The organism is Terriglobia bacterium, from assembly GCA_020072845.1.
GTDB lineage: Bacteria > Acidobacteriota > Terriglobia > Terriglobales > Acidobacteriaceae > JAIQGF01.
Genome location: JAIQGF010000011.1, coordinates 284,878 through 307,426, shown reverse-complemented (window position 1 = coordinate 307,426; position 22,549 = coordinate 284,878). Strand labels below are relative to the sequence as shown.

20 protein-coding genes are annotated in these 22,549 nt (G+C 63.5%); 14 read left to right on the top strand and 6 right to left on the bottom strand.

Features of this window, described 5'->3' with window-relative positions; genetic code table 11:
* Positions 1-128: 128 nt before the first annotated feature.
* The 5 genes from LAN70_12875 to LAN70_12855 all read right to left on the bottom strand — a co-directional run bounded on the left by LAN70_12875 (position 129) and on the right by LAN70_12855 (position 7,855).
* Entirely contained in the window at positions 129-3,416 is a 3,288-nt protein-coding gene (locus LAN70_12875; GenBank protein MBZ5512046.1) for a TonB-dependent receptor, read from the bottom strand.
* A 122-nt stretch (positions 3,417-3,538) separates the two neighbouring features.
* Positions 3,539-4,843, bottom strand: coding sequence for an OFA family MFS transporter (locus LAN70_12870; GenBank protein ID MBZ5512045.1), 1,305 nt, complete (start codon positions 4,841-4,843; stop codon positions 3,539-3,541).
* Between the two features lie 867 nt (positions 4,844-5,710).
* Positions 5,711-6,427 carry a Crp/Fnr family transcriptional regulator gene (locus LAN70_12865; protein ID MBZ5512044.1) on the bottom strand — a complete coding sequence of 239 codons (717 nt, stop codon included), beginning with the start codon at positions 6,425-6,427 and terminating at the stop codon, positions 5,711-5,713.
* A 204-nt stretch (positions 6,428-6,631) separates the two neighbouring features.
* Complete coding sequence (locus LAN70_12860; protein ID MBZ5512043.1) at positions 6,632-7,543, bottom strand: universal stress protein; 912 nt, start codon at positions 7,541-7,543, stop codon at positions 6,632-6,634.
* A gap of 144 nt (positions 7,544-7,687) precedes the next feature.
* Complete coding sequence (locus tag LAN70_12855; protein ID MBZ5512042.1) at positions 7,688-7,855, bottom strand: hypothetical protein; 168 nt, start codon at positions 7,853-7,855, stop codon at positions 7,688-7,690.
* Between the two features lie 491 nt (positions 7,856-8,346).
* On the opposite strand from LAN70_12855, the gene LAN70_12850 reads away from it, so the two are divergent.
* The 7 genes from LAN70_12850 to LAN70_12820 all read left to right on the top strand — a co-directional run bounded on the left by LAN70_12850 (position 8,347) and on the right by LAN70_12820 (position 15,072).
* Complete coding sequence (locus LAN70_12850) at positions 8,347-9,630, top strand: ABC transporter permease (GenBank protein MBZ5512041.1); 1,284 nt, start codon at positions 8,347-8,349, stop codon at positions 9,628-9,630.
* A 116-nt stretch (positions 9,631-9,746) separates the two neighbouring features.
* Positions 9,747-11,012, top strand: a complete 1,266-nt coding sequence (locus tag LAN70_12845) for an ABC transporter permease (protein MBZ5512040.1) — start codon at positions 9,747-9,749, stop codon at positions 11,010-11,012.
* Between the two features lie 160 nt (positions 11,013-11,172).
* Complete coding sequence (locus LAN70_12840; GenBank protein MBZ5512039.1) at positions 11,173-11,652, top strand: hypothetical protein; 480 nt, start codon at positions 11,173-11,175, stop codon at positions 11,650-11,652.
* 208 nt (positions 11,653-11,860) lie between these two features.
* Positions 11,861-12,400 (top strand): peptide-methionine (S)-S-oxide reductase MsrA, encoded by a 540-nt coding sequence (gene msrA / locus LAN70_12835; GenBank protein MBZ5512038.1) that lies wholly within the window; start codon positions 11,861-11,863, stop codon positions 12,398-12,400.
* Between the two features lie 53 nt (positions 12,401-12,453).
* The gene (locus LAN70_12830) at positions 12,454-13,521 is read left to right on the top strand and encodes an ABC transporter ATP-binding protein (GenBank protein ID MBZ5512037.1); all 1,068 of its coding nucleotides are present in this window, start codon (positions 12,454-12,456) and stop codon (positions 13,519-13,521) included.
* A gap of 180 nt (positions 13,522-13,701) precedes the next feature.
* Positions 13,702-14,457: a metallophosphatase family protein gene (locus tag LAN70_12825; protein ID MBZ5512036.1), complete on the top strand. Its 756-nt coding sequence runs from the start codon at positions 13,702-13,704 to the stop codon at positions 14,455-14,457.
* 123 nt (positions 14,458-14,580) lie between these two features.
* The gene (locus tag LAN70_12820; GenBank protein MBZ5512035.1) at positions 14,581-15,072 is read left to right on the top strand and encodes a ribonuclease HI family protein; all 492 of its coding nucleotides are present in this window, start codon (positions 14,581-14,583) and stop codon (positions 15,070-15,072) included.
* A gap of 94 nt (positions 15,073-15,166) precedes the next feature.
* Here the strand turns inward: LAN70_12820 and LAN70_12815 are convergent, their stop codons facing one another.
* Positions 15,167-15,838, bottom strand: coding sequence for a hypothetical protein (locus LAN70_12815; protein MBZ5512034.1), 672 nt, complete (start codon positions 15,836-15,838; stop codon positions 15,167-15,169).
* Positions 15,839-16,079: 241 nt separating this feature from the next.
* On the opposite strand from LAN70_12815, the gene LAN70_12810 reads away from it, so the two are divergent.
* The 7 genes from LAN70_12810 to LAN70_12780 all read left to right on the top strand — a co-directional run bounded on the left by LAN70_12810 (position 16,080) and on the right by LAN70_12780 (position 22,545).
* Positions 16,080-17,360, top strand: a complete 1,281-nt coding sequence (locus LAN70_12810) for a 3-deoxy-D-manno-octulosonic acid transferase (protein MBZ5512033.1) — start codon at positions 16,080-16,082, stop codon at positions 17,358-17,360.
* Positions 17,360-18,313, top strand: coding sequence for a tetraacyldisaccharide 4'-kinase (gene lpxK, locus LAN70_12805; GenBank protein MBZ5512032.1), 954 nt, complete (start codon positions 17,360-17,362; stop codon positions 18,311-18,313). The genes LAN70_12810 and lpxK overlap by 1 nt, the downstream gene beginning before the upstream one ends.
* A gap of 130 nt (positions 18,314-18,443) precedes the next feature.
* Positions 18,444-19,502, top strand: a complete 1,059-nt coding sequence (locus LAN70_12800; GenBank protein MBZ5512031.1) for a bifunctional hydroxymethylpyrimidine kinase/phosphomethylpyrimidine kinase — start codon at positions 18,444-18,446, stop codon at positions 19,500-19,502.
* A 47-nt stretch (positions 19,503-19,549) separates the two neighbouring features.
* The gene (locus tag LAN70_12795; protein MBZ5512030.1) at positions 19,550-20,041 is read left to right on the top strand and encodes an adenylyltransferase/cytidyltransferase family protein; all 492 of its coding nucleotides are present in this window, start codon (positions 19,550-19,552) and stop codon (positions 20,039-20,041) included.
* Positions 20,038-21,201, top strand: coding sequence for a glycosyltransferase family 9 protein (locus tag LAN70_12790; GenBank protein ID MBZ5512029.1), 1,164 nt, complete (start codon positions 20,038-20,040; stop codon positions 21,199-21,201). The genes LAN70_12795 and LAN70_12790 overlap by 4 nt, the downstream gene beginning before the upstream one ends.
* Complete coding sequence (locus LAN70_12785) at positions 21,198-21,740, top strand: isoprenylcysteine carboxylmethyltransferase family protein (protein MBZ5512028.1); 543 nt, start codon at positions 21,198-21,200, stop codon at positions 21,738-21,740. Before LAN70_12790 ends, LAN70_12785 begins: the two co-directional genes overlap by 4 nt.
* Before the next feature lie 13 nt (positions 21,741-21,753).
* Positions 21,754-22,545: a DUF3108 domain-containing protein gene (locus tag LAN70_12780; GenBank protein ID MBZ5512027.1), complete on the top strand. Its 792-nt coding sequence runs from the start codon at positions 21,754-21,756 to the stop codon at positions 22,543-22,545.
* Positions 22,546-22,549: the final 4 nt, after the last annotated feature.

The following is a 22,549-nucleotide window of genomic DNA, read 5'->3' as shown; positions in this document are numbered from 1 at the left end:
CTCATCCGCGCAGACGCGTTGTGGCCCGAATTACCTTGACTGGCGTTCCTTAAAGAATTCCCATGATCTTACTCGCCAGTTTCTTCCCTTACTCCCGACTCGCATGGCCCCGTTTCCGTTCACCACCATCACCAGCTCAAACGCGCCGCCAACTGCAGGCGCCGCGTCGCTCCCGCCGCGTTGTACAAACCGAAGCTGGAGCTGGAGATGGTCCGCCAGTTGTCGCTCTGGGCGGTCAGGAACGGAACGTTAAACACGTTGTAGGCTTCCGCCCGCAGTTGCAGCGTCAGCGGCGCCGATCCCAGCCAACCGCCCTCGGTCAGCGTGGTCTCTTTGAACAGCGACCAGTCGAAGTTGGGCAGGTGGTTCATGCGGATGGTGTTGCGCCCGCACGTCCCGTCGTTCCCCAAGAGCGGCTGCGAGAATCCGTGGGTTGCGCTCGGATCGCCAAATCGGAACGAGGCGTTGGCGGCGCAGTTGGCGCGCGTGTTGTCGGCGCCGGTAGGAATCAGGTTGCCGTCCAGGTTGACGTCGGCGATGCCCAGCCGCGCGCCCGCCAGCAAGGTCGCCGGGATGCCCGTCTGCCACAGGTTCACCGACTGGAAACTCCAGCCGTCCAACAGCTTCTTCGAGACTCCCCGGAAGTTATGAAAGAACGGAACCCGCCACAGGCCCGTCACCAGCACGCGGTGCGCGATATCGAAGTTCGACACCGCGCGCTCCGCCTGCGGACGGTTCGTGTTCTGCGCGAAGCTGTTGTCATTCGCCTGCGCGGTCGGGCTGAAGTCGGACGCGTCGTCAATTGACTTCGACCAGGTGTACGAAGCCTGGAACTGCAGCCCGTGGGACATCGCTTTCTTCCATTCCACCTGCAGCGCGTGATAGATCGAGCTTCCGCCCGCCTCGTGCAGGTTCACCTGGTCGAAGCGCGGGTCCAGCCTCCAGTTTGGCGCGCCACCCGCCAGCACACCGTTCTCGGATCCCGCGGCCGCCTGGAATTGCGCCAGCCGCGCCGCTTCGTCGGCCGTGCTGGTGGCCGGCGCGGGACGCTGCAGCAGCGGATTGATCGCCACCAGCCGTGTCAACTGCGTGCCCTTGGTGCCCACGTAGGCGATGGTGACCACCGAGTTTGCCGGCATCTGCCGCTCAATGCCGAAGCTGAATTGCTGCACGTAGGGATTGGCGAGCTTGGGATCGCTCGTGGTAACGCTCTTGAAATTCGTCAGTTGGCCGAACCCGCCGAGCTGCGCTTGCGTCTGCGCCTGGATCAGAGCCGTGCCGTTCAGCAGACTCTGAAAACTGTTGCCGCCCGCGATCTGGCAAGTCGGCGCCGACACGCATGCCAGGCTGGGGCTGTAATTGAACGGCGGCACCGCCCGCGACGCCGCCAGCGGGCTGAAGGTGAATGAGTCCCAGTAAATTCCGTAGCCGCCGCGGATCACCAACTTGCCGGCATGCGGGTTCCAGGCAAAGCCGACGCGGGGCGCGATGTTGAACGGGTTGGCTGCAACCGCGTCGCCACCAAGCCGGAAACTCCCCAGCGGGCCCGCTCCCGCCACCCCGATCGTGCCCGTGCTCCGCGGATCCAGGATCGAGGTGTTCGCGCCCGCGTCGCTGAGCGCGCCCTGCACTTCCCAGCGCAAGCCCGCGTTCAGCGTCAGCGTCGGCCGCACCTTCCAGTCGTCCTGGACAAAAAATCCGTACAGGCCGGTGCGGAATCCGCGGTTGGTGTTGCCAAATAGCTGCGTCCACGCGCTCGGCTGGCCGGCCAGGAACTGGCTCAACGATGCGAACGTGAACACGCCCCGGCTGTTGGTCGCGTTGATGGAGTTGTCCTGGATCTTGCGCAGGTCCACTCCCACCCGCGTCACATGCCGCCCCCGCAGGTGGCTGAGGACGTCATTGATCTGGAACACGTTGAACACCCGGCTTGCCGGGACCGACTGCAGCGCGCCGAAATTCACCAGCCCGCTGATCTGGAATCGCGCCGTCTCCAGACCGTTCTGCGGCGATCCCTGGCCAATGGCGCGCCCGTAGGCCAGCCGCAGCTCGTTGACCGTTTTCGGGCTGAATACATAGGTATCGCTCAGATTGGCGTTGCGCAGTTCAAACACGTCGTCCACGTCAAAGCCGCGCAGCGTGTTCTGCGAAGGAAACCGCGCCACGAAGGAAGCCGTGCCCTGCAAATAGCGCGCCGAGATCCGGTGCGCGTCGCTCACCTGGTGGTCCGCCTTGGCGACAAACTGGTAGTTGTCCACCGGCGAAGGCACCTGCACCGCCACCGTGCCCAGGTCGGGATTGCTCTTCGGGTCAGGTCCGGTTGCCGCCGGAACGAACCGGTTCAGTAGGTCGAGAGCCAGGGGATTCGTGCCGGGCCGGTTTGGATCGCGCGCCAACGCGCTGGGTACGCTGGCCAGCGTGGTGAAACTTCCGCCGCGCGTTTTCCGCCCTTCGTATCCCGCAAAGACGAACGTCCGGTTCTTGATGATCGGACCGCCCGCCGTTATGCCGTAGATGTTCTGCTTGTTGGGGGAGGGCTTGCCCGTCTGGTCGAAGTAGTCGCGCGCATTCCACGCGTCGTTCTGCACGAAGTCGTAGGCGGTGCCGTGCAGGTAATTGGTCCCGCTCTTGGTGACCATGATCACCTGCGCGTTCGATTTCACGCCGTATTCCGCCGAAAAATTGCTGGTCAGGATCTTCAGCTCTTGCAGCATGTCCGGCGTGATCGCCTGCATGCCGGGTGCGAAGCCGCCGGCTTCCCAGTCGTTGGCGTCGGTGTAGTCAAGTTGCACCGAGGTGGCGCGCGCCCGCCCGCCATTGGCGGCGATCAGACCCGACTGCACCCCCAGCACGATCACGAACGAGCCTCCGCCTCCGAAGGTCGAGCCTCCGCGTGGGTTGTTGGTCGGCGATATTCCCGTTCCGAGCTGGACCGTGGAAATCATGTTGCGGGCGATGCTGGGCAGGTTCGCGAGCTCGGCTTCGCTGCGCGTGATGTCGCGCTGCGCATCGGAGGAAGTCGTTGCTGCCGCCTCACTGGCCGTGACCTCGATCGTGGTGTGCGTTTCGCCCACCGGCAGGGCCAGGTTCCGCGTCACCGTCTGGTCGCTGCTGATCGCTACCTCCACCGAACGCTTGGCCAGGCGCGGAGCTTCCGCGGAGAGGATGTACCGGCCGGGCGGGAGCGCGAAAAATACGAAGTAACCGTCGCGCTGCGTCACAAACGTGCTGCTGGCATTGGTGGCGAGATTCACCAGCCGGACCACGGCGCCGGCCAGGACCGCGCCCGTCGGATCCATCACCGTGCCTTCCACCCGTCCTACCGTATATTGCGCCCATGCGCATGGCAGGCAGGAGAGAATCACCAACACCAGCGTCGTCGCCCTCGGTGTCGCCGCTCGTAGGTGTCGTAGCACGAAGATATCTCCAAACTGGAGGCTAGCGGGTCTTGCGACCCGCCAGCCCACCCAGATTCATGACCACTTAGCAGTTGGTGCCCCACATCTGCCCGAAGTTGGCAGATGCGTGTCTTCCCCGTTCAGCCTCGAGCGGGCGCAGGCGCAGCCTTGAGTTCTGCTTCAGCCGGAACTGCGGGACGCTTGGCGAGCAGTTCGCATACCAGCGCCACCGCTGCCATGCCGGCCGCTGCATAGAACGGAGACTTGAAGCTCTTGCTTGAAGCCAACAGCTTCGCCCCGATCATGGGGCCGAGGACACCTGCGCAGCCCCAGGCGGTGAACAGCATGCCGTAGTTGATGCCCGCGTTCTTGGTGCCCCAGAAGTCGGAAGCGGCAGAGCCGTTGACCGACAACTGCGTCCCGTAGCACCAATAAATGACGAAGATCGCCACGAACAGCAGCGCCACGTTGCCGCCCACCGCGTACAGGATGGGCATGGCCACCATGGAAATGGCGATCATCAGGCGCAGCACGTTGATGCGGCCGATGGCGTCCGACATCCAGCCGGACAGAATACGTCCGGCAGCGTTGCCTACGGCGGCCACGATGAACGCCGTACCCGCCAACCCTGCGACCACCTTGGGATCCATGCCGGTGCCCTTCAGGCTTGTAACAAAGAAAGGCACCAACTGGCTGATCACCATCAAACCAGCCGAGCAGCCCAGCGCGTACGCCAACCACATGAAGTAGAAGGCCGGGGTGCGCAAGGTCTCTGCCGGCGTGAACTCATGCGTCGTGGCGGCAGCCTTCGCCGTCGCGGGTGCCGGAGTCCAGCCTGCCGGACGGTAGCCGACGGGCGGATTCTTCAGCAAGAACGCCCCAATCATGGTCATGACGAAGAAAACCACTCCCAGGATCTGGAACGTCGGCCGCCAGCCATAGGCGGGGATGAGATAGTTCAGCGCCAATTTCCCGAAGATGGCCGAGCCGCCGCCGTAGCCGGCCACTGCCAGGCCGACTGCCAAGCCGCGCCGATCGGGGAACCACTTGGCCATGACCGGGATGGGTGTCGCGTAGCCAAAACCGTTGCCCAGCCCGCCGATGACACCGAACGAAATGTACAGGGCGGTCAGGCTGTGGGCATAGGCGGACGTGAAGAAGCCGATGCTCACCAGAATGCCGCCGATGGCGGAACAGATGAACGGTCCCTTCTTGTCCTGAATGCGCCCGGCGACGATGAAGGTCAGGGCGAAGACTACGACTGCGATGGTAAAGGTTAGCGCGTAAGCGGTCGGGGCATAACCCTTAAATTCTGCGTCCTTCTGAAACTGTGGGACAAACAGGCTCCAAGCGTATAGCGAGCCGAGGGCGAGGTTCATGGAAAGCCCGCCCACCACGCGCCACCACCGGCTGATTTGAGTATCCTGCGACATTGCGGTTGCCATAGCTGAATCTCCTTCGTGAATTGCTACGGGTCACGAGCCTGGGCCTAACGATCAGTCCGTCCGCCCTCTCGCCCGGCACTCGCCGGCTTGTCGACGGGACCAGGACCCCTATCGAACGTTCGCTCGGATTCGGCTGTGCCTCGGCCGCGCTGCCTGGGGGCAGCGGGCTGGGTGGCTTACCTTATCGGGCGTGGCGTATGCGCAGCGCGCACAGGAAGTCTTCGTCCTCGACGGTCTACCCCTGGGGCCTCGGCGATCCCCGCCCTCTGCATTCCGCTCCGCAAGCCATTCACGAACCGCGCTTCCGACCGCGCATCGCAAACGACCGTGCTTCCCGGGTTGCAGCGGGACAACATCGCCATCAGCTCCCAAACCGTTTTCTTTTCGCCTGAAATCCCCCGTACCGCTCGGAATGCCGCGGCGACGCGTCATCCCCGGGCTTTCAGCTGACAGGCCTGGTACTGCTTGAGGTCGGACTAGGGAACGGTGTTTTTACCAGCGCTTCGCAGCCGGAGGATTGTTGGGGCCAAGTCTTCCGTCTGCCTCGGGCGCTGCATCTTCGAGATCACGATACGAACGTTCACTCGAGGATGGGACGCGATACTCTACGAAGATGAAGCACTCGTCAGTGATCTACATCACTCTCCTGTGTGACACACATGCCCTGCCCCCGGTGCCTCCTGCCCCTGCGGAAGCGGATGGAATCACGGTCAGGATGCATTGGCCGCCTCGGGGTGGCCTCGCCCCACCGCGCCGCGGGCACGGCAGGCTCCGCCTGGGCAAGCGCCGCGCAGCGGCATTTCGGCCACTGCTGAGACTGCCGGAGGTGATCGGGGTCACTCCCGTGAGGTGATCGGGGAAGGCGTTTTACCGGCCGGCCAATCGCTGCAGCGCAGCTTTGTTGCGGATCAATAATACCGAGCCCTCCAGCACCGCCACCCCCATGGCCCGGAACTCCACCAGCTTGCGCCACACGGTTTCGCGCGACATCCCGATCGCTTCCGCGATCTCCTTGTGGGTGAATGGCAGATGCACCCGGATGCCGGCGCGCGTCCCGGTGCCGATCACGGATGCTTCCAGCAGCAGCCGCGCCAGTTTTTGGCTGGACGAGTGCGCCGCGTTCACCGAGCGCAGGATGCTGTACGCATCGCTGCAATACCGGCTCAGAAATTGCGCCGCCTGCCAGCAGACTTCGTCGTTCTCCGCCAGCAAGCGCAAGAAATCGTCGGCTTTCACGAACACGATGTGCGACGGCTGCACCGTTTCCGCGTTGAACTCTTGCGGCGTCCCGCCGAGGCACGCGTGCAACCCCAGCACCTCTCCCGGACCGGCGAGCTTCACCACCATGGACGTGCCGTTGGCGCCATCGGTGCACAGCTTCACCTTGCCGGCGCACACGATGTGAATGCCCGCCGGCTTCTGCCCGGCGGCGAACAACACGGTCGCCTTGGGAAAGACGTTGGCCAGCTTCAGACTGTCAAGAACGGGGAGCAGCGAATGCGAGAGCGAACAGAAGAAGTTGTCTTTACGCAACTTACATGTGACGCAGCTTTCGACGAGCTCCAGACCGTAGGGAGTACGCATAACTACCTCCCCGGCACGGTCGGACGAGCCGGTCACCTGTTGGTAGCTTGACGGCCGCTACCCTACCACAGGAAAAACCCCCGTGCAAAAAAAAATTTTCCGGAGCCCACCCGGCGCATCCTCCGTCGCTGTGCTTGCCTCGAAAATGAGCGGAAGGCGAAACGCGCATCGCCCTTCGCCTTCCGCTCGCCAGGGCCGGAAAAATTATGGCCGGATTTGCGCTCCGACCGTCAGCACCGGGCATGGCGCTTCGCAGACCACGCGATACGCCACTCCTCCTCCCAGGTGCTTGGTCAGCGCGGCCGGCCGCTTGACCCCGAGCACGATCATGTCCACGTCCTGAGCGGCGGCCGCCAGAATGGTTTCCACCGGCGGGCCGAACTGCACCAGGAATTCCGGCTCGTGCCACAACGCGGTGTCCCGCGGCACCAGATCGCGGAGTTGTTGCTTGTCGTCGGCAACCTCTACGTCTGGGCGGATCACCGGCAAGCTGCCGGGCACTGGTTCGGGCAAAGCCACTCCGGGTTCGTGGGCGACGTGCAGCATGGTGAGGCGGGCGTGATTCTCCTCCGCCAGCGACAGCGCATACGGCACGCCGTGCGCCGACTCCGGGCCGAAGTCGGTGGCGTACAGGATGTGCTGCAGCTTGGCTTCCCCCGCGCCGCGCGTCACGTGTGGACCGACGGTGAGGACCGGGCATAACGCCGAGCGGAAGGCTTCCTCCGCCACCGAGCCCAGCAGGAACTTCCCGATCCCGCTGCGCCCTTGCGTCCCCAGCACAATCAGGTCAATCTTCTCGGCGATTGCCAGATCGGCCAGCACCTGGGCGACCTCACCTTCCTCAATCGTTTCCGTATGCCTGATGCCCCGGAATGCTTCGCTCGCAACCATCTTCGCGAGCCTTTGTTGGGCGCTGCGCCGGATCCGGTCAGGGTCCGGGTCGGGCGATTCCACGAAGGGCATTTCCGGCAGCACATGCACCATGTGCAGCGTGCTCCCGTAGCGATGCGCCATGCCCAACGCGTACTTCACCGCCGACTCCGCGCAGCCGGAAAAGTCCGTGGCCACCAGGATGTTTTGCAATGTAATGCGGATTGGAGCAGTGACCGTTGCCATAGCAAACCTCCTCGGTTAGCGGAGGCCGTGGACGCCCATTCCCCGCGCTGCGTCCACTTCCTCCTGCCTCAAGCTTCTGACCCCGAACATGCGGAGCGCGGTTCTCCTCGATGTGCCGGGGCATGGAACGGCGTCACGCGGCGCTTACACCACTTCTTCTTCCTCTTCCATTTGCTGCGTGGCTGCGTGGTTGAACTCGGCGACGGGCGTGTGCTGCGTCACGAATTCGGTCTGGCACGCCGTGCAACGCACGCCCGTGTCGAAGATCTGCCAAATCTGGCTGCCGCAACTGCAGGTGTACAGATCGGTCATAAATCCTCCTTGAAACACATCCGTGATGATGCCGGTCCGGGCGCGCACCCGGGCATACGACAAGCGCAAGTGCCGGCTTCCGCAGCTCGAGCGGGAGCAAGGGGTAGTGCGCGCTGCGTGGCTATCGTGGATGTGGGCTCGACGCGTAGTAGGTCGCAACTCTTCACCTCCCCCTCGTGAGGCGAAATCAAATCAGGGGGCGAAGGTTGGGGGCCGCCGCGGTTGGCGGCCAGCGCAACAGTGTGTTTTCGCTGCTGCGCTCGTCAGGCAGGCAGTATCTTTTTCGCCGCTCGCTAGGCACAAGTGTTCTCCTAGCCGATCCCCTTGGCGGTGACCTGCATCACGGGTGCGTGTGCGTACTCCCGATTTGGTCCGGCAGCGGGTGGGACCCCCTGGGGCCAGTGGAGCAGCATCCCTCCGGCATCTCTTCCCGCGGCGCGGGAACTTTCAGCCCGGTTGACTCGTATGTCTCCCTGGCGCCTAATGTATTTGTGTCTGCCGCAACCGCAGCCCGGGTAGTGATGAAGATCAGGCGGTCCTCTACCTTTCGCGAGCCGGTCACCATTGCGCTGGAAAGCCTGTGGGCGCATAAGCTGCGCTCGTTTCTCACCCTGCTGGGCGTCATCATCGCCGTCACCGCGCTCATCGGCGTGGTCTCGGCCGTCAACGGGCTGAACACCTACGTCGCCGAGCGCCTCGCCAATTTCGGTGTCAACGTCTTTTACGTTGCCCGCTTTCCCATCATCACCAACGCCAAGGATTTCCTCGAGGCGCGCCGCCACAACCGCAAGCTCGATCTCGACGATTTCGAGTACCTGCGCTCTCACATGGTCCTGGCGGATGAGGTCGGGGCGCAGGACTGGCGCACCAAGGACGTCCGCGCCGGCAACCAAAACATTGACGACGTCACCATCCGCGGCGCTACTCCCAACATCATTGATCTCTCCACCGACAAAATCGCCCGCGGCCGCTTCTTCAGCGAAACCGAGTACCAGCACCGCGTCTCGGTGGCCGTCATCGGCAACGATCTCGCCGAGCGCTTCTTCCAAAGCGTGGATCCGCTGGGCAAGACCATTCTGGTCGGCGGCGTTCCCTTCGAGGTCATCGGCGTCGCGGAAAAGAACGGCACCGCCTTCGGCCAGAGCCAGGACAATTTTGTTTACGTCCCCATGACCGCGGTTTTGAAGTCCTGGGGACAGGAAGGGCCCGACACTTCCGGCCTGTGGGTCGCCGTCAAGTCCAGTTCTCCCGCCGTCATGGAGCAGGCCAAGGACCAGGCCCGCGCCTTCATGCGCGCCCGCCGTCATCAGGATTTCAACGACAAGGATGCCTTTGGCATCATCTCCAGCGAATCCGTCACCGGGCTGTGGAACCAGATTTTCGGCGGACTGGCCAATGCCTCCATCGGCATCGTCTCCATCTTCCTCGTCATCGGCGGCGTCGTCATCATGAACATCATGCTGGCCTCGGTCACCGAGCGCACCCACGAGATCGGGTTGCGCAAGTCGGTGGGCGCGCGCAAGCGCGACATCCTGATGCAGTTCGTCGTCGAATCTTCGGTCATGGCGGCGATGGGCGGACTGTTTGGGGTGGTGCTGGCGGTGCTGGTCACGCAAATCGTCCGCGGCCTCACGGCCATGCCCATGCGGACGCCCCTCAGCGTGGTTTTCTTTGCCCTCGCGGTCTCCACCGTCGTGGGCCTGTTTTTCGGACTCTGGCCTGCCCTTAAGGCGGCCAAGCTCGACCCCGTGGTCGCGCTCCGTGCCGAGCTGTAGGTAATTGTCGAATTCCGGGAACTGACGAGGGGTGTTTTTGAAGGGGCGCGGCTTCAGCCGCGCCGTTCGAGACTGCGATTCTGGCGGCTTTAGCCGCCGAGGAAAACACAAGAGCGATGCCGCTGTTGGCCAATTCGAAGCGCCAGAGCCTGCTCGAGAACGTGATCATGGCTCTGGACACGCTGCGCAATAACAAACTGCGCTCCGCGCTTACGCTGATCAGCATCATGGTCGCGGTTGCCACCCTCATTGCGGTGGTCGCGCTTCTCATGGGCCTGGACCGCAACATCCAGGAAACCATCCAGGGCTACGGCACCAATACCGCGTTCTTCTCAGCCCTACCCACCGGCCCCCACTTCGGACGCCTGACCAAGGAGGAGCGCACCCGCAAGCCCATCAGCTACGACGACTATCTCGCCGTCCGCGAATCCTGCATGGCCTGCGTCCACGTTACCGTCTCGCTGTTCAATGACGAGCCCATCAATACGGCGCGCTACCGGGGCCAGGAGGTCACCGCCCTGGACCTCCGCGGCGCCACCGGCGAGTTCTTTTCCGTGTACGCCAACGCCATCGTTGCCCAGGGCCGCGCCTTCACCGAACCCGAGAACCTTCACCATCGCGAGGTCGCCGTGATCGGCGCCGATGTCGCCACCGGCCTTTACCCGGGCGTGAATCCGATCGGCAAACCGGTGAGCGTCGGAGGTCATGAATTCGAGGTGCTGGGGGTCTTCGAAAAACCCAAGGGCGGCCTCGGTGGTCCCGATAACAGCGATCGCCGCCTTGTGATTCCCTATTGGACGTTCCACAAGTATTATCCCAGCGCCAAACAACACGGCATCCGTATCGAAGCTGCACCCGGCAAGCTCGACGTTGCCATCGACGAGTCTCGCGTCGCCCTGCGCCGCAGCCGCCGCGTCATGTACGACAAGCGCGACGACTTCGAGTTTGCCACCTCGGAATCCCTCATCCGCGACTTCCACAACATTGTCGGCATGGTGGCCCTGGCCATCATCGTCATCGCTTCCGTCGGCATGATGATCGGCGGTGTCGGGGTGATGAACATCATGCTGGTCAGCGTCACCGAGCGCACCCGCGAGATCGGCGTGCGCAAGGCTATGGGCGCGCGGCGGCGAGACATCATCTGGCAATTTCTCACCGAGGCCATGGTCATGGCGGCTACCGGCGGCCTCGTTGGCATTCTCGTGGGCTACGCCATCAGCGGGGCCGTGAACCTCTTCGTGCCCAGCCTGCCCACCTTTGTGCCAGCCTGGGCGGTCCTTTCCAGCTTCACCGTCGCCACCAGCGTTGGACTCTTTTTCGGCATGTATCCCGCGGTCAAGGCCGCCCGCATGGATCCCGTCGTCGCCCTGCGTCATGAATAGGACCGGCGCCGCTCGCAACCTGAACCGGCAACTTTTTCCACTGCCCCGTGTTCTCATGCAACAGGATGCGGGGCGGGAGTCTGTCCCGGCGCATTCCACCGTTCACGTTTCCGCATCGGCATCCAATCCGCCGCGTGCGGCCGATCGAAAAGGAGCACCGATGACCAAAGCACGTACCGCGTTCGCCGTCGCAATTCTGCTTGCGGTTGCGTTACCTCTCACCATGGTCGCGCAAACCGAGGCGCCGCCAGCCCAACCGCAGGGCCAGATGGGCGGGCCACACGACCACATGGGTCGCATGGGCGGGCCGCCTAGCCCGCAGCAGCACCTCGACCACCTCTCGCGCATCTTGAATCTCACCGACGACCAGAAAACCAAGATCAAGCCCATCCTGGAAACCGAGTCCACGCAGGCGCAGAGTCTTAGCAAAGACACCTCGTTGTCGATGCAGGACCGCCACGCCAAGATGCGCGACCTGCACGAACAGAGCATGACGCAGATTCGCGGCTTCCTCACCTCCGACCAGCAGGCGAAGCTCGATTCCATGAAGCAGCATGAGGGCCGCGGCAAAGGCCACTGGCAGGGCATGGGTCCCAAGGGCGAAGGCCAACAGCCGCCGCCGCCACCGCCACAGCTTTAGAGACGCGGTGAAATTGCATCAACGACGCGCTGCCCACGCGGCAATGCGATTAGGTTGAACCTGTAGGCCCCGGCACCCTCGCCGGGGCTCTAATTTTTCTGGCAGGCGACTCAGGGCGCGCTTTTGCTCGGTACTCGGTACTAAGTACTCGGTACTCTCTCGCAACTCACAACCCGCAACTCGCACCTGGTTCCCGCATCTAATTCGCATGTCCGAACAACAAACTGCCGTCTTCGGTGGCGGATGTTTCTGGTGCCTGGAAGCTGTGTTCGCCCGCGCCACCGGCGTGAAGTCGGTCGAGTCCGGCTACATGGGCGGACGCCGCGAAAATCCCACTTACGAACAGGTCTGTACCGGCGCCAGCGGCCATGTCGAGGTGGTGCGGGTCACCTTCGACCCGGCGCAAATCACCTACCGCGACCTGCTCGACATCTTTTTCACCATCCACGATCCCACCACGCTCAATCGCCAGGGCAACGATTCCGGTACGCAATATCGTTCCGTGATCTTCTACGCCTCCGACGACCAGCGTCGCCAGGCCGAGCAGGCCATCGCCGACCTCACCGCCGCGCGCGCCTTTCCCAATCCCATCGTCACCGCCGTCGAGCCCGCCAAGCAGTTTTACGTCGCCGAGAATTATCACCAGGGATATTACGCTGGGAATTCCTCCGCGCCCTACTGCCAGTACGTCATCGCCCCCAAGCTGAAGAAATTCGAACAGAAATTTTCCAAAAAGACCGCGCCCTAGGCGGGATGCATCAGGCGTTCAATCACCCGATCACCAGATCGCCCCATCACCCGATGTACTATGGGCTCGTGCCTCCCCTGCTTGCTTTGGATCGGCTGAAGGTGAGCTTTCCGACGCGTGATGGCCAAGGCCTGCTCGCTGCCGTCCGGGAAGTCAGCCTGACGCTTGCGCCCAGCGAAGTGTTAGGGCTGGTGGGGGAATCCGGATCGGGCAAATCGGCCACGGCGCTGGCCATCATGCGACTGCTGCCCACGGAGGCTCGCGTCGAGGGCGAACTGCGGCTCGAGGGCCGCGATCTGCTCTCCGCTTCCTCCGACCAGATGCGCGACATCCGCGGCGCGCGTATGGCCATGATCTTCCAGGAGCCGATGACCGCGCTCAACCCGGTGATGCGCGTGGGAGACCAGATTGCGGAGGCAGTGCTGGCGCATCGGTCAGTCGACCGTCGACCGTCGACCGTCGACGGCAAGAACGGAGCAGGGCGACTGACAAAGTCCGAAGCGTGGACACGTGCGGTGGATGCCATGCACGAGGTCGGCATTCCGGAGCCCGAGCGCCGTTCCCGCGACTACCCGCACCAGCTCTCCGGCGGCATGCGGCAGCGCGTGATGATTGCCATGGCGATCGTGAACCGGCCGCAACTGCTGATTGCCGACGAGCCGACCACCGCGCTCGACGTCACCATCCAGGCGCAAATCCTTGACCTGCTGGCGGACCTGCGCCGGAAATTCAACCTGGCGATGCTGTTCATCTCCCACGACCTGGCGGTGGTCTCCCAAGTTTGCGACCGCGTAGCCGTGATGTACGCCGGAAGCATCGTCGAACTCGGCCCGGCGCGCGATGTATTCGCCTCTGCCGCGCACCCCTACACGCGCGGCCTGCTGCACTCCGCGCCCACGCTGCACACCGACCGTTCGCGCGCTCTGCCGACCATCGAAGGCACCGTGCCTTCCCTGACCTCGCTGCCGCCGGGCTGTGCCTTCGAACCGCGCTGCGGGTTCCGCATTCCCGATTGCAGCCGCGCGCTGCCGCCTCTGGTCGAGGTCGCGCCCGGACACCTGGCAAGGTGCCCGGTGGTGAACAAGTCAGAACTAAGAAGTCAGAATCAAGAAGTGAAGTAGAGTGAAGTAAGGATTAAGAAGTAACTCAGAAGTAGGGATCAGGAGTAACAAGTAAGAACTCAGAAATCAGCGACTTTCGCTTGTTACTTCTTAATTCTTACTTCTGACTTCCTATTGCCCTATTGGTGCTATACAACCTCGGGGCTATATAATCCCAGATCGCTCCATCGCGAGCACCACGTGCGGATACTCCTGTTAAGCGACATACACGCCAACCTGGAAGCTCTGGACGCCTGTCTGGAGCAGGCGCCGGAGCACGACTTGGTGGTCAATCTCGGCGACGTCGTCGGGTACGGCGCCAGTCCGAATGAGGTGGTGGAACGTTCGCGCAAGCTGGGTAAGATCGTCGTCCGCGGCAATCACGACAAGGCGTGCTCCGGGTTGAGCAACATGGAGGACTTCAACCCCATTGCCGGCATAGCGGTCATCTGGACGCGCACGGTGCTGCGCAAAGAGAACCTGGAATGGCTGCGCGCGCTGCCGCAGGGCCCGGCGCCGCTGGAGGGAGTGGAAGGCGTCCGGTTCGTACACGGCTCGCCGTACGACGAAGACGAATATCTGATCCTGGTGCCGGAGGCGCTGCGCGCGCTCGCCGAAGCCGAAGTTCCGCTGACCTTCTTCGGGCACACCCATATCCAGGGAGGATTTTTCGCGGGAACCGACGATGCTGCCGCCATCCATCCGGTGTACAACTCGCACGGCGCCTCCGAGAAATTCGTCTTCAAGCTGCGCAAGGGCATGCGCTACCTGATCAACCCCGGTTCGGTGGGACAACCGCGCGACGGCGACTGGCGGGCCGCCTTTGCCCTGTTCGACACCGAGGCCTACTCCGTCACCTATTACCGTGTGAAGTACGACGTGGCGGCAGCGCAGCAGCGGATCATCGCCGCCGACCTGCCGGAACGGCTGGCGACCCGGCTGGCACAGGGACGGTGAAGCATTTGTAATTTGTAATTGGTAATTTGTAATTTACCGGCAGCGTAGTGCCGCTTAGTGCTTTCGACAGCGCGCAAAACACAGCAAATTACCAATTACAAATTACAAATTACAAATTGCCTCATGCCTTTCCGTCCTTACCCTCGCCGCAAAAAGCCCGCCGCCTCGCAGGAACTGTTTGGCGCGCTTGTCGAAAAATTGCCGGAAGATCGCCTGATCGCCCACATTGACGGTGGCGCGCGCGGGAATCCCGGTCCCGCCGGCTACGGCGTGGTGCTCGAGGATGCCGCCCGGCGCCGCCTCGCCGCACTCAGCCAGTTCCTCGGCCACCGGACCAACAACTACGCGGAGTACATGGGCCTGATCGCGTCCCTGGAATACGCCCTGGCCCACGGTTGCAAGGCGCTGGAGGTGATCAGCGACTCCGAACTGCTGGTCAAACAAATCAATGGCCAATACAAGGTCCGCAATCTGACACTGATGGAATTGCACCGGCAGGCGAAAGCGCTGATCGGGAAGCTGGACTGGTTCAACATCCACCACGTCTTGCGCGGCAAGAACAAGGAAGCCGACGCACTCGCCAACCGCGCCATGGACGAGGGAATGGGGCGTTGAATCGTTATCGGTTGTCGGTTAACGGTTTTCGGTAATTAGCGATTGCCGTTGTCTTGATGCTGTTACCGAAAACCGATAACCGTAAACTGATAACCTACTTTCCCGAGCTTCCCGGCTTGTAGGTCAGATATTTCTCCAGCGCGATGTCGAAGAACATCAATTCGGTACCGTTGCCGTCGCGCACCCGGGTGACGTAGAGATGGGCCCCGGCCAGGGGCTGGCTGATGCCTTCGATATCGAAGAACAGGAAGCCAGCCTGCGTGGCGTGCGGCTCCACCGCCTTGGCGCCGAATTGCGCGTTCTGGATTTCCTCGCCCCCGCCTTTGGGAAGTCCTGCATCGGGATGGCGGGGCAGCGGAATGGGCAGCGGATTGCGGCTGACCTCGTCGCCGCGGCGCTTCACCCGCGAGAACCGCCGGTACAGGTCCTCGATGCTGGCCGGCTGCAGCTTGCTTCGGCTGGCGGTCACCAGCTTGACTTCCATCTGGTTCAACGCCACCGGCTGGTCGCCGTCGTTGGTGATGACCAGGAAAATCGGCAGGTAGCCCCTGTCTTTGTACGGCAGCGTGAACACCGGCGCGGCCTTGTCGGGCATGTCGTAGGGATCGGCGGCGATCGTGACTTTCTCATCCGGATGCTCGTCGCGCGCCGGATACGTCTTGGCGGGAAATGCCTTGGGCGCCATGTATTGTTTGCTGGCAATCGCCAACGTTGCCAGCATCATCACCGCTGCCGCCAGCCACCAACGATAGTTCGACCGATCCATACCCAGGATTATCAATCCTGCCCCGCCGCCGCGGCAAATGGGAAGGAACAGTTTCAGTTTCAGTTTCAGTTTCGGTTTCGGTTTCAGTTTTGGAACTCGCCTTTGGGTGACCGAACACTGAAATGAAACTGTGCCAGACTGGGCTGAAACTGAAACTGAAACTCGAAACTGTATTAACTGGGCTACCCGTGCTGAAACTGAAACTGAAACTCGAAACTGTATTTAGAATGTCCCTTCACCCATGTATCTCCTCTACAGCGCGCTGGCCGCCGTGGCCCTGCTGCTCTCCTCGCCCGTCTGGCTGTTCCGCCTGCTGCGCCACAGCAAGTACCGCGCCGGACTCGCCGAGCGCTTCGGACGCGTGCCCCAGCGCCTGCGCGATTCGCCGCACCGCCCCACCATCTGGGTACATGCCGTTTCCGTCGGTGAAGTGCTCGCCGTCAGCGAGTTGATCTCCGAACTGCAGCAGCGCGCGCCGTCGTACAGGATTGCCGTATCCACCACCACCGCGACCGGGCAGGCGCTGGCGCGCGATCGCTTCGGCGCCGCCGACGTGTTTTACTTCCCCATCGACTTCGCCTTCGCGGTGCGCCCTTACCTGCAAGCGCTGCGCCCCGAACTGATCGTCATCGCCGAGACCGAGTTCTGGCCGAACCTTCTGCGCCTGGCGCCTCTGTTTCTTGCGCAAGGCGATGAAGACCGTCGTCGCCTGATCGAAATCGGCGCGCCGGAGAAACGTGTCCAGGTCAGCGGAAACCTGAAATTCGATCTCAAGCCGGCGGCCGAAGCGCCGCTGGTGGCCGAGCTTAAATCGGCGCTCAATATCGCGCCCGCTCTCGAGGGTGCCCCACATTTGCCTGGGTTTGGCAAATGTGGGTCTTTTCCCGCTCCCGTCCTCGTCTGCGGCAGCACCGTCGACGGCGAAGAACCCATTCTGCTGCGCGCCTTTACCGCTGTCCGCGAACGCTATCCGAATGCACTCATGATTCTGGCGCCGCGCCATCCCGAGCGCTTCGCGCCAGTTGCCGAACTCATCGCCGCATCCGGCATCCAGTTCTGGCGCAGGTCGCAGTGGAGCGCTTCAGAACCGCTCGGACCCGGAATCTTTCTCCTGGATACCATCGGCGAGCTTGCTTCCACTTACCAACTCGCCGACATCGCCTTCGTGGGCGGCAGCCTGGTGGCCAAAGGCGGCCACAACATCCTGGAGGCCGCGCAGCACGGCTCGGCCATCGTAGTCGGCCCACACACGGAGAATTTTCGCGACATGGTCACGCTCTTCCGCCGCGCCGGCGCCGTGGTGGTTGCCCCGGCTGACGAGCTTGCGCCAACCTTCCTTAGCCTGCTCGCCGACGAATCCCGCTGCCGTGGTCTGGGCGCGCGCGCCCGCGAAATCCTGCGCGACAATGCCGGCGCCACCGCACGCACCGTTTCCGCGCTGCAATCTCTTCTCGGAAAACACGCCGCCCCAGCCGCCGATTGCGCCACCGCGTCCAAGATTTCTTCGCGGGTGGAGACCTGATGGCGACCCGCATCCTCTCCCGAGTGTTTGGTGGCGCGGTCCGCCTGCGCAATTCGCTGTATGACGCCGGCGCTCTGCCTGCGAAACACCTCAAGGGCCCGGTGGTCAGCATCGGCAACCTGGCTGTCGGCGGTTCGGGAAAAACTCCCTTCGTCATTCTGCTTGGGGAGCTGCTGCAATCCCGCGGCATCGCCTTCGACGTGCTGTCGCGCGGGTATCGCCGCCAGAGCAGCGGAGTCGCGCTGGTGGATCCGGGCGGGCTGCCGCGCGATTTTGGCGATGAACCCCTGCTGATTGCGCGCCGCCTGCAATGCCCGGTGATTCTCGGCGAGGAGCGCTATCAGGCCGGCTGCCTGGCGGAAGAGCGCTTCGGAGCGCAACTTCACCTGCTCGATGACGGCTTCCAGCACCGCCAACTGGCGCGCGACTTCGATATCGTGCTGGTCACGCCCGACGACGCCCGCGACCGCCTGCTTCCCGCCGGCCGCCTGCGCGAGCCGCTCAGCGCGTTGCGGCGCGCCGATGCTGTCGTGCTCGCCAGCGGCGCCGAGCCGGACAACTTTCCGCTCACGGGCAAAGCCGTGTGGCGTGTCCGCCGCGGCATTGTCACCAGCGGCTTGCCGCCGCACCCGCTTGCCTTCTGCGGCATCGCCCGCCCGCAGAGTTTTTTCGCGCAACTGCGCAAGGCGGGCGTTGATCCGGCGGCCGAGGTCGTCTTTCCCGACCACCACGCCTACACGGAAAAAGATTTGCGAGATCTCCAGTTCGTCGCCGAGCAGAACCAGGCCGACGGCTTTGCGACCACCGAGAAGGACGCGGTCAATCTCGGCGGATTTCTCGCTTCTCTGCAGCCGCTGGCGGTGGTGCCCGTGAAGATGGACTTGCAGGACGCCCCGCGTGCGCTGGATTTCCTGCTGGAAACTCTGAAGAGCCGCGGGAAACCGCTGTCATGAGAAAATGCCAGTTCGTTGTAATCGGACTACGATTCAGATCAGCGTTCATCTGCGTTAATCAGCGGCTCATCAAGAATTGGGAACTCGGTGTTGACTCGGTGTCCTCGGTGACTCGGTGGTGAATGACAGCTTGAAGCCCAGCAAACAACTCGACCGTCTGCGCAAGATCGTGGACGCCTTTCCGCGCCTCACCATCACGGTCGTCGCCGATCTGGTAGCCGACGAATTCATCTACGGCGAAATCTCCCGTGTCTCGCGTGAGGCGCCGGTACTCATCCTCAAGCACCGCGAGCGCACCGTGGTTCCCGGCGGCGGGGGCAACGCGGTTTACAACCTCGCCGCGCTGGGCGTCACCGTGCTGCCGGTGGGCGTGGTCGGCGACGACGAGCCCGGACGCCTGCTGCTCCGCGCCTTTCGCCAGCAGCGCATCTCCACCTCCGGCATCCTGCGATTGAAGGGCTACACGACGGTCACCAAAACGCGCATCCTCGCCGGCATGACGCACACCGCGCGCCAGCAGGTGGTGCGCGTGGACCGCGAACCGGAGAGCGAACTCGACTTCATGCACCAGCAAGACCTGGTCGCATCCGCCAACCGGTTTCTGCGCGCTTCCGATGCGCTGCTCATTTCCGACTACGGCTACGGCGCCGCCACACCGCAAATGCTCAAGGACCTGCGCTCGCGCGGCAGTCTGAAGGACATTCCGGTCACGCTCGACTCGCGTTACCGCCTGCTGGAGTTCGCCGGCGCCACCGCCGCCACGCCCAACGAGCCCGAGGTCGAACATGCGCTCGGGCTGCGCATCGGCGCCGATTCCGCGCGCCTGTTCGCCGCCGGCAAGAAAATTCTGGAGCGCATGAAGCTGGACGCGCTGGTCATCACCCGCGGCCGCGACGGCATGGTGGCTTTCGCGCGACGCACCCAGCCGGTCGAGATTCCGATTCACGGCAGCGACCAGGTGGCCGACGTCACCGGCGCGGGCGACACCGTCATCGCCACCTTCACTGCCGCGCTCGCCGCCGGCGCCGACGCCCAGGAAGCCGCGCACCTGGCCAATTACGCCGGAGGCATCGTGGTGATGAAGCGAGGCACCGCCACCGTCAGCCGCGAAGAACTTTTGCAGGCCGTGGAAGGCGCGGAGGAAATGCAAACCGCGGATCGCCACGGATCTACACGGATAAGGAAATGAAATCCGATCCGTTTAAATCCGCGTAGATCCGCGGTTAAGTCTTTTTGATGAGCACGCACGAAAACAAAGTCCTTACCCGCGATCAACTGCGCCGCCGCGTCGAGGAATGGCGCCGCGCCGGCGAGCGCATTATCCTGACCAACGGCTGTTTCGACCTGCTGCACGTCGGCCACATCCGCTATCTCCGCGCCGCCAAGCAACTCGGCGGAAAGCTCGTGGTCGGTCTCAATGCGGATGAGTCGGTGCGCGGCTTGAAGGGTCCCGGCCGTCCGCTGATGCCCGCCGCCGAGCGCGCCGAAATCCTGGCCGCCCTCGCCGACGTGGACGCGGTGGTGGTATTTCCTGAGGCCGACGTTCGCGCCCTCATCCGCGAAATCCGCCCCGACATCCACGCCAAGGGCACCGACTACACCGCCGACAACGTTCCCGAGCGTGACACCGTCGTCGAGTGCGGCGGGCGCGTGGCCATTGTCGGCGATCCCAAAAACCACTCCGCCACCGAGTTCATCGCCCGCATCGGCCGCAAGGAGCGTCCGTGAGCGGCGACCTTGCGCGCTTGCTGATCGTGCGCCTCGGCTCCATGGGCGACATCATTCACACCCTGCCCGCGGTGGCTGCCCTGCGGCGCGCATTCCCCGGCGCAACCATCGGCTGGGCGGTCGAGCGGCGCTGGGCCTCGCTGCTTTCTTCCGGCGCCGCGCTTAGCGGACCTCGCTCCCCGGAAAAACCTCTGGTGGACATGGTCCACATCGTGGACACGCTTGCCTGGCGTTCGGCGCTATTCTCCGGCGAAACCTGGCAGGAGTTCCGCGATGCGCTCGGCCAATTGCGCGCGGTGCGCTACAACCTCGCGATTGATTTTCAGGGAGCGTGGAAATCGGCGATTCTGGCGCAATTATCGGGCGTGCCGCGCCGCTTTGGCTTCATGCAGCCACGCGAAAAACCCGCCACCCTTTTCTATACGCACCAGGTTGCCGCGCGTGGACGCCATATCGTCGAGCAGAATATTTCGCTCGCGCAGGAATTGTGTGGCCCGGGTTTCGGACCCGAGGAACTCAGCTTCCCCTTGCCGCGCGATCCTGCCGCCGAACGCGCCATCGAGCAGCAGCTACACACGCTCGGCCTGCACGGCTTTGCGCTGGTGAATCCGGGCGCGGGCTGGGGAGCAAAATGCTGGCCGGCGGAACGCTATGCGGAAGTGGTACGCGCGCTTGCGGTTCATGGACTTCGCGCCATCGTGAACTTCGGCCCCGGCGAAGAGCAACTGGCGCGCGATGTCGAACGCGCTGCCAACGGCGTTGCGGGTGCCCCACCCTTGTCGTCGCTGGGGAAGCCTGCCCTGAGCGCAGTCGAAGGGCGACGACAGGGTGGGGAAGTTCCTGTCGCCATCGCCCTGCAAACCACGGTCAGTGAACTCATCGCGCTCTGCCGTGGTGCGCGCATTTGCATCGGAGGCGATACCGGCCCTGTCCACTTGGCCGCGGCGGTGGGCGTTCCCGTGGTCGCGTTGTTCGGCCCCACCGACCCCGCGCGCAACCGCCCTTACACCCATCGCGCCATTGTGCTGCGCTCCCAGGTAAGCCAGACTACGACCTCGCACGAGAAGGACCCCGAGGCGGGCCTGCTGCAGATTACCGCCGCCGAGGTGATCGCAGCCGCGCGTCATCTCCTGGCGCAAACTTCCGAGGCGCCGCGATGACCTGGTCCCGCATCGCGCGACGCATCCGCGTTCCCCTCGGGTTCGCTTTCGCCGCGCTCTACCTCTGGCGCGCACGCCCGACGTGGATTTCCCTGGCTGCGGGCGGCCTTATCGCTCTTATCGGAATCGCCATTCGCGCCGTCGCTTCCGGCCACATCAGCAAGAATTCCGAGCTCACCACCTCCGGCCCCTACGCCTACACGCGCAATCCGCTCTACCTCGGTTCCATCGTGATCGCCCTCGGGTTTGCCGTGGCCGCGCTGAGTTGGTGGATCGCGCTCGCGCTCGTTGTTCTGTTCGTCGCCATCTACATCCCCGTGATTCTCGCAGAAGAAAGTTTCCTGCGCTCGCGCTTCTCCGAGTTCGACCAGTACGCGCGCCAAGTCCCGCGCCTGTTGCCGCGCTTGCGCCCGCACACCACGTCCGCGGGATCGTTTTCCCGCCAGCGTTATCTCCAGCATCGCGAGTACAATGCTCTGATTGGTACAGCGGTGATGATCGCGGCGCTCGTGGCCAAGCTGCTTTGGGCCGGCCGGTAGCTTGATCTTCGTCATGAAACGACTTCTCCTCGCGACCGCCTGCGCACTACTGTGCGCCGCCATCGGTGTCAAGCTCGCAGGCCAGCAGCCCGCGACCATCGGCCCGGTGGCGCAGATCCATCCCGTGCCCGACAACTACACCTTCCCCAACGGCCAGGCATTCGTGTACCAGGCCGAATGGCGGCTGTGGACCGCTGGTACTGCCCGCATCACCATTAACCAGGCCGGCGACAATGAGAGCGTCAGCGGCACGGCCGAAGCCAGCGGCGTCGTTGCCCTGCTCTATCCCGTCCACGATCGCTTCGAGTCCACCTTCGACCGCCGCACCTTCTGTTCCCAGACGCTCACCAAGCACACCGAAGAGGGCTTCCGCGCCCGCGAAACGCTGATCAACTTCAACTATGCCCGCCGCCGCAGCATCCTCGATGAAACCAACCTCAAGAGCGGCCAGGCCAAGCACGTGGAGCACGAGATTCCCGGCTGCGTCACCGATATCCTTTCCGGCGTCTTTTATGTCGCCGCGCAGCCGCTCGCTCCCGATTCCACCTATACCTTTCCACTCAACGAAGGCGGAGACACGGTTGACGTGCGGGTTCACGTCGAGGCCCGCGAGCAGGTGAAAACGCCTGCCGGAACCTTTTCCACCATCCGCGTCTCCCCGGAAGCCGCTTCCGGGCTGCTCAAGAGCCGCGGACGGGTCTGGATCTGGCTTTCCGACGACGCCCGCCGCATCCCCGTCCAAATGCGCTCCCGTATGTTCTGGGGCACCCTGACCTTCCGTCTGGCCAGAATCGACGCCAAGTGACTGG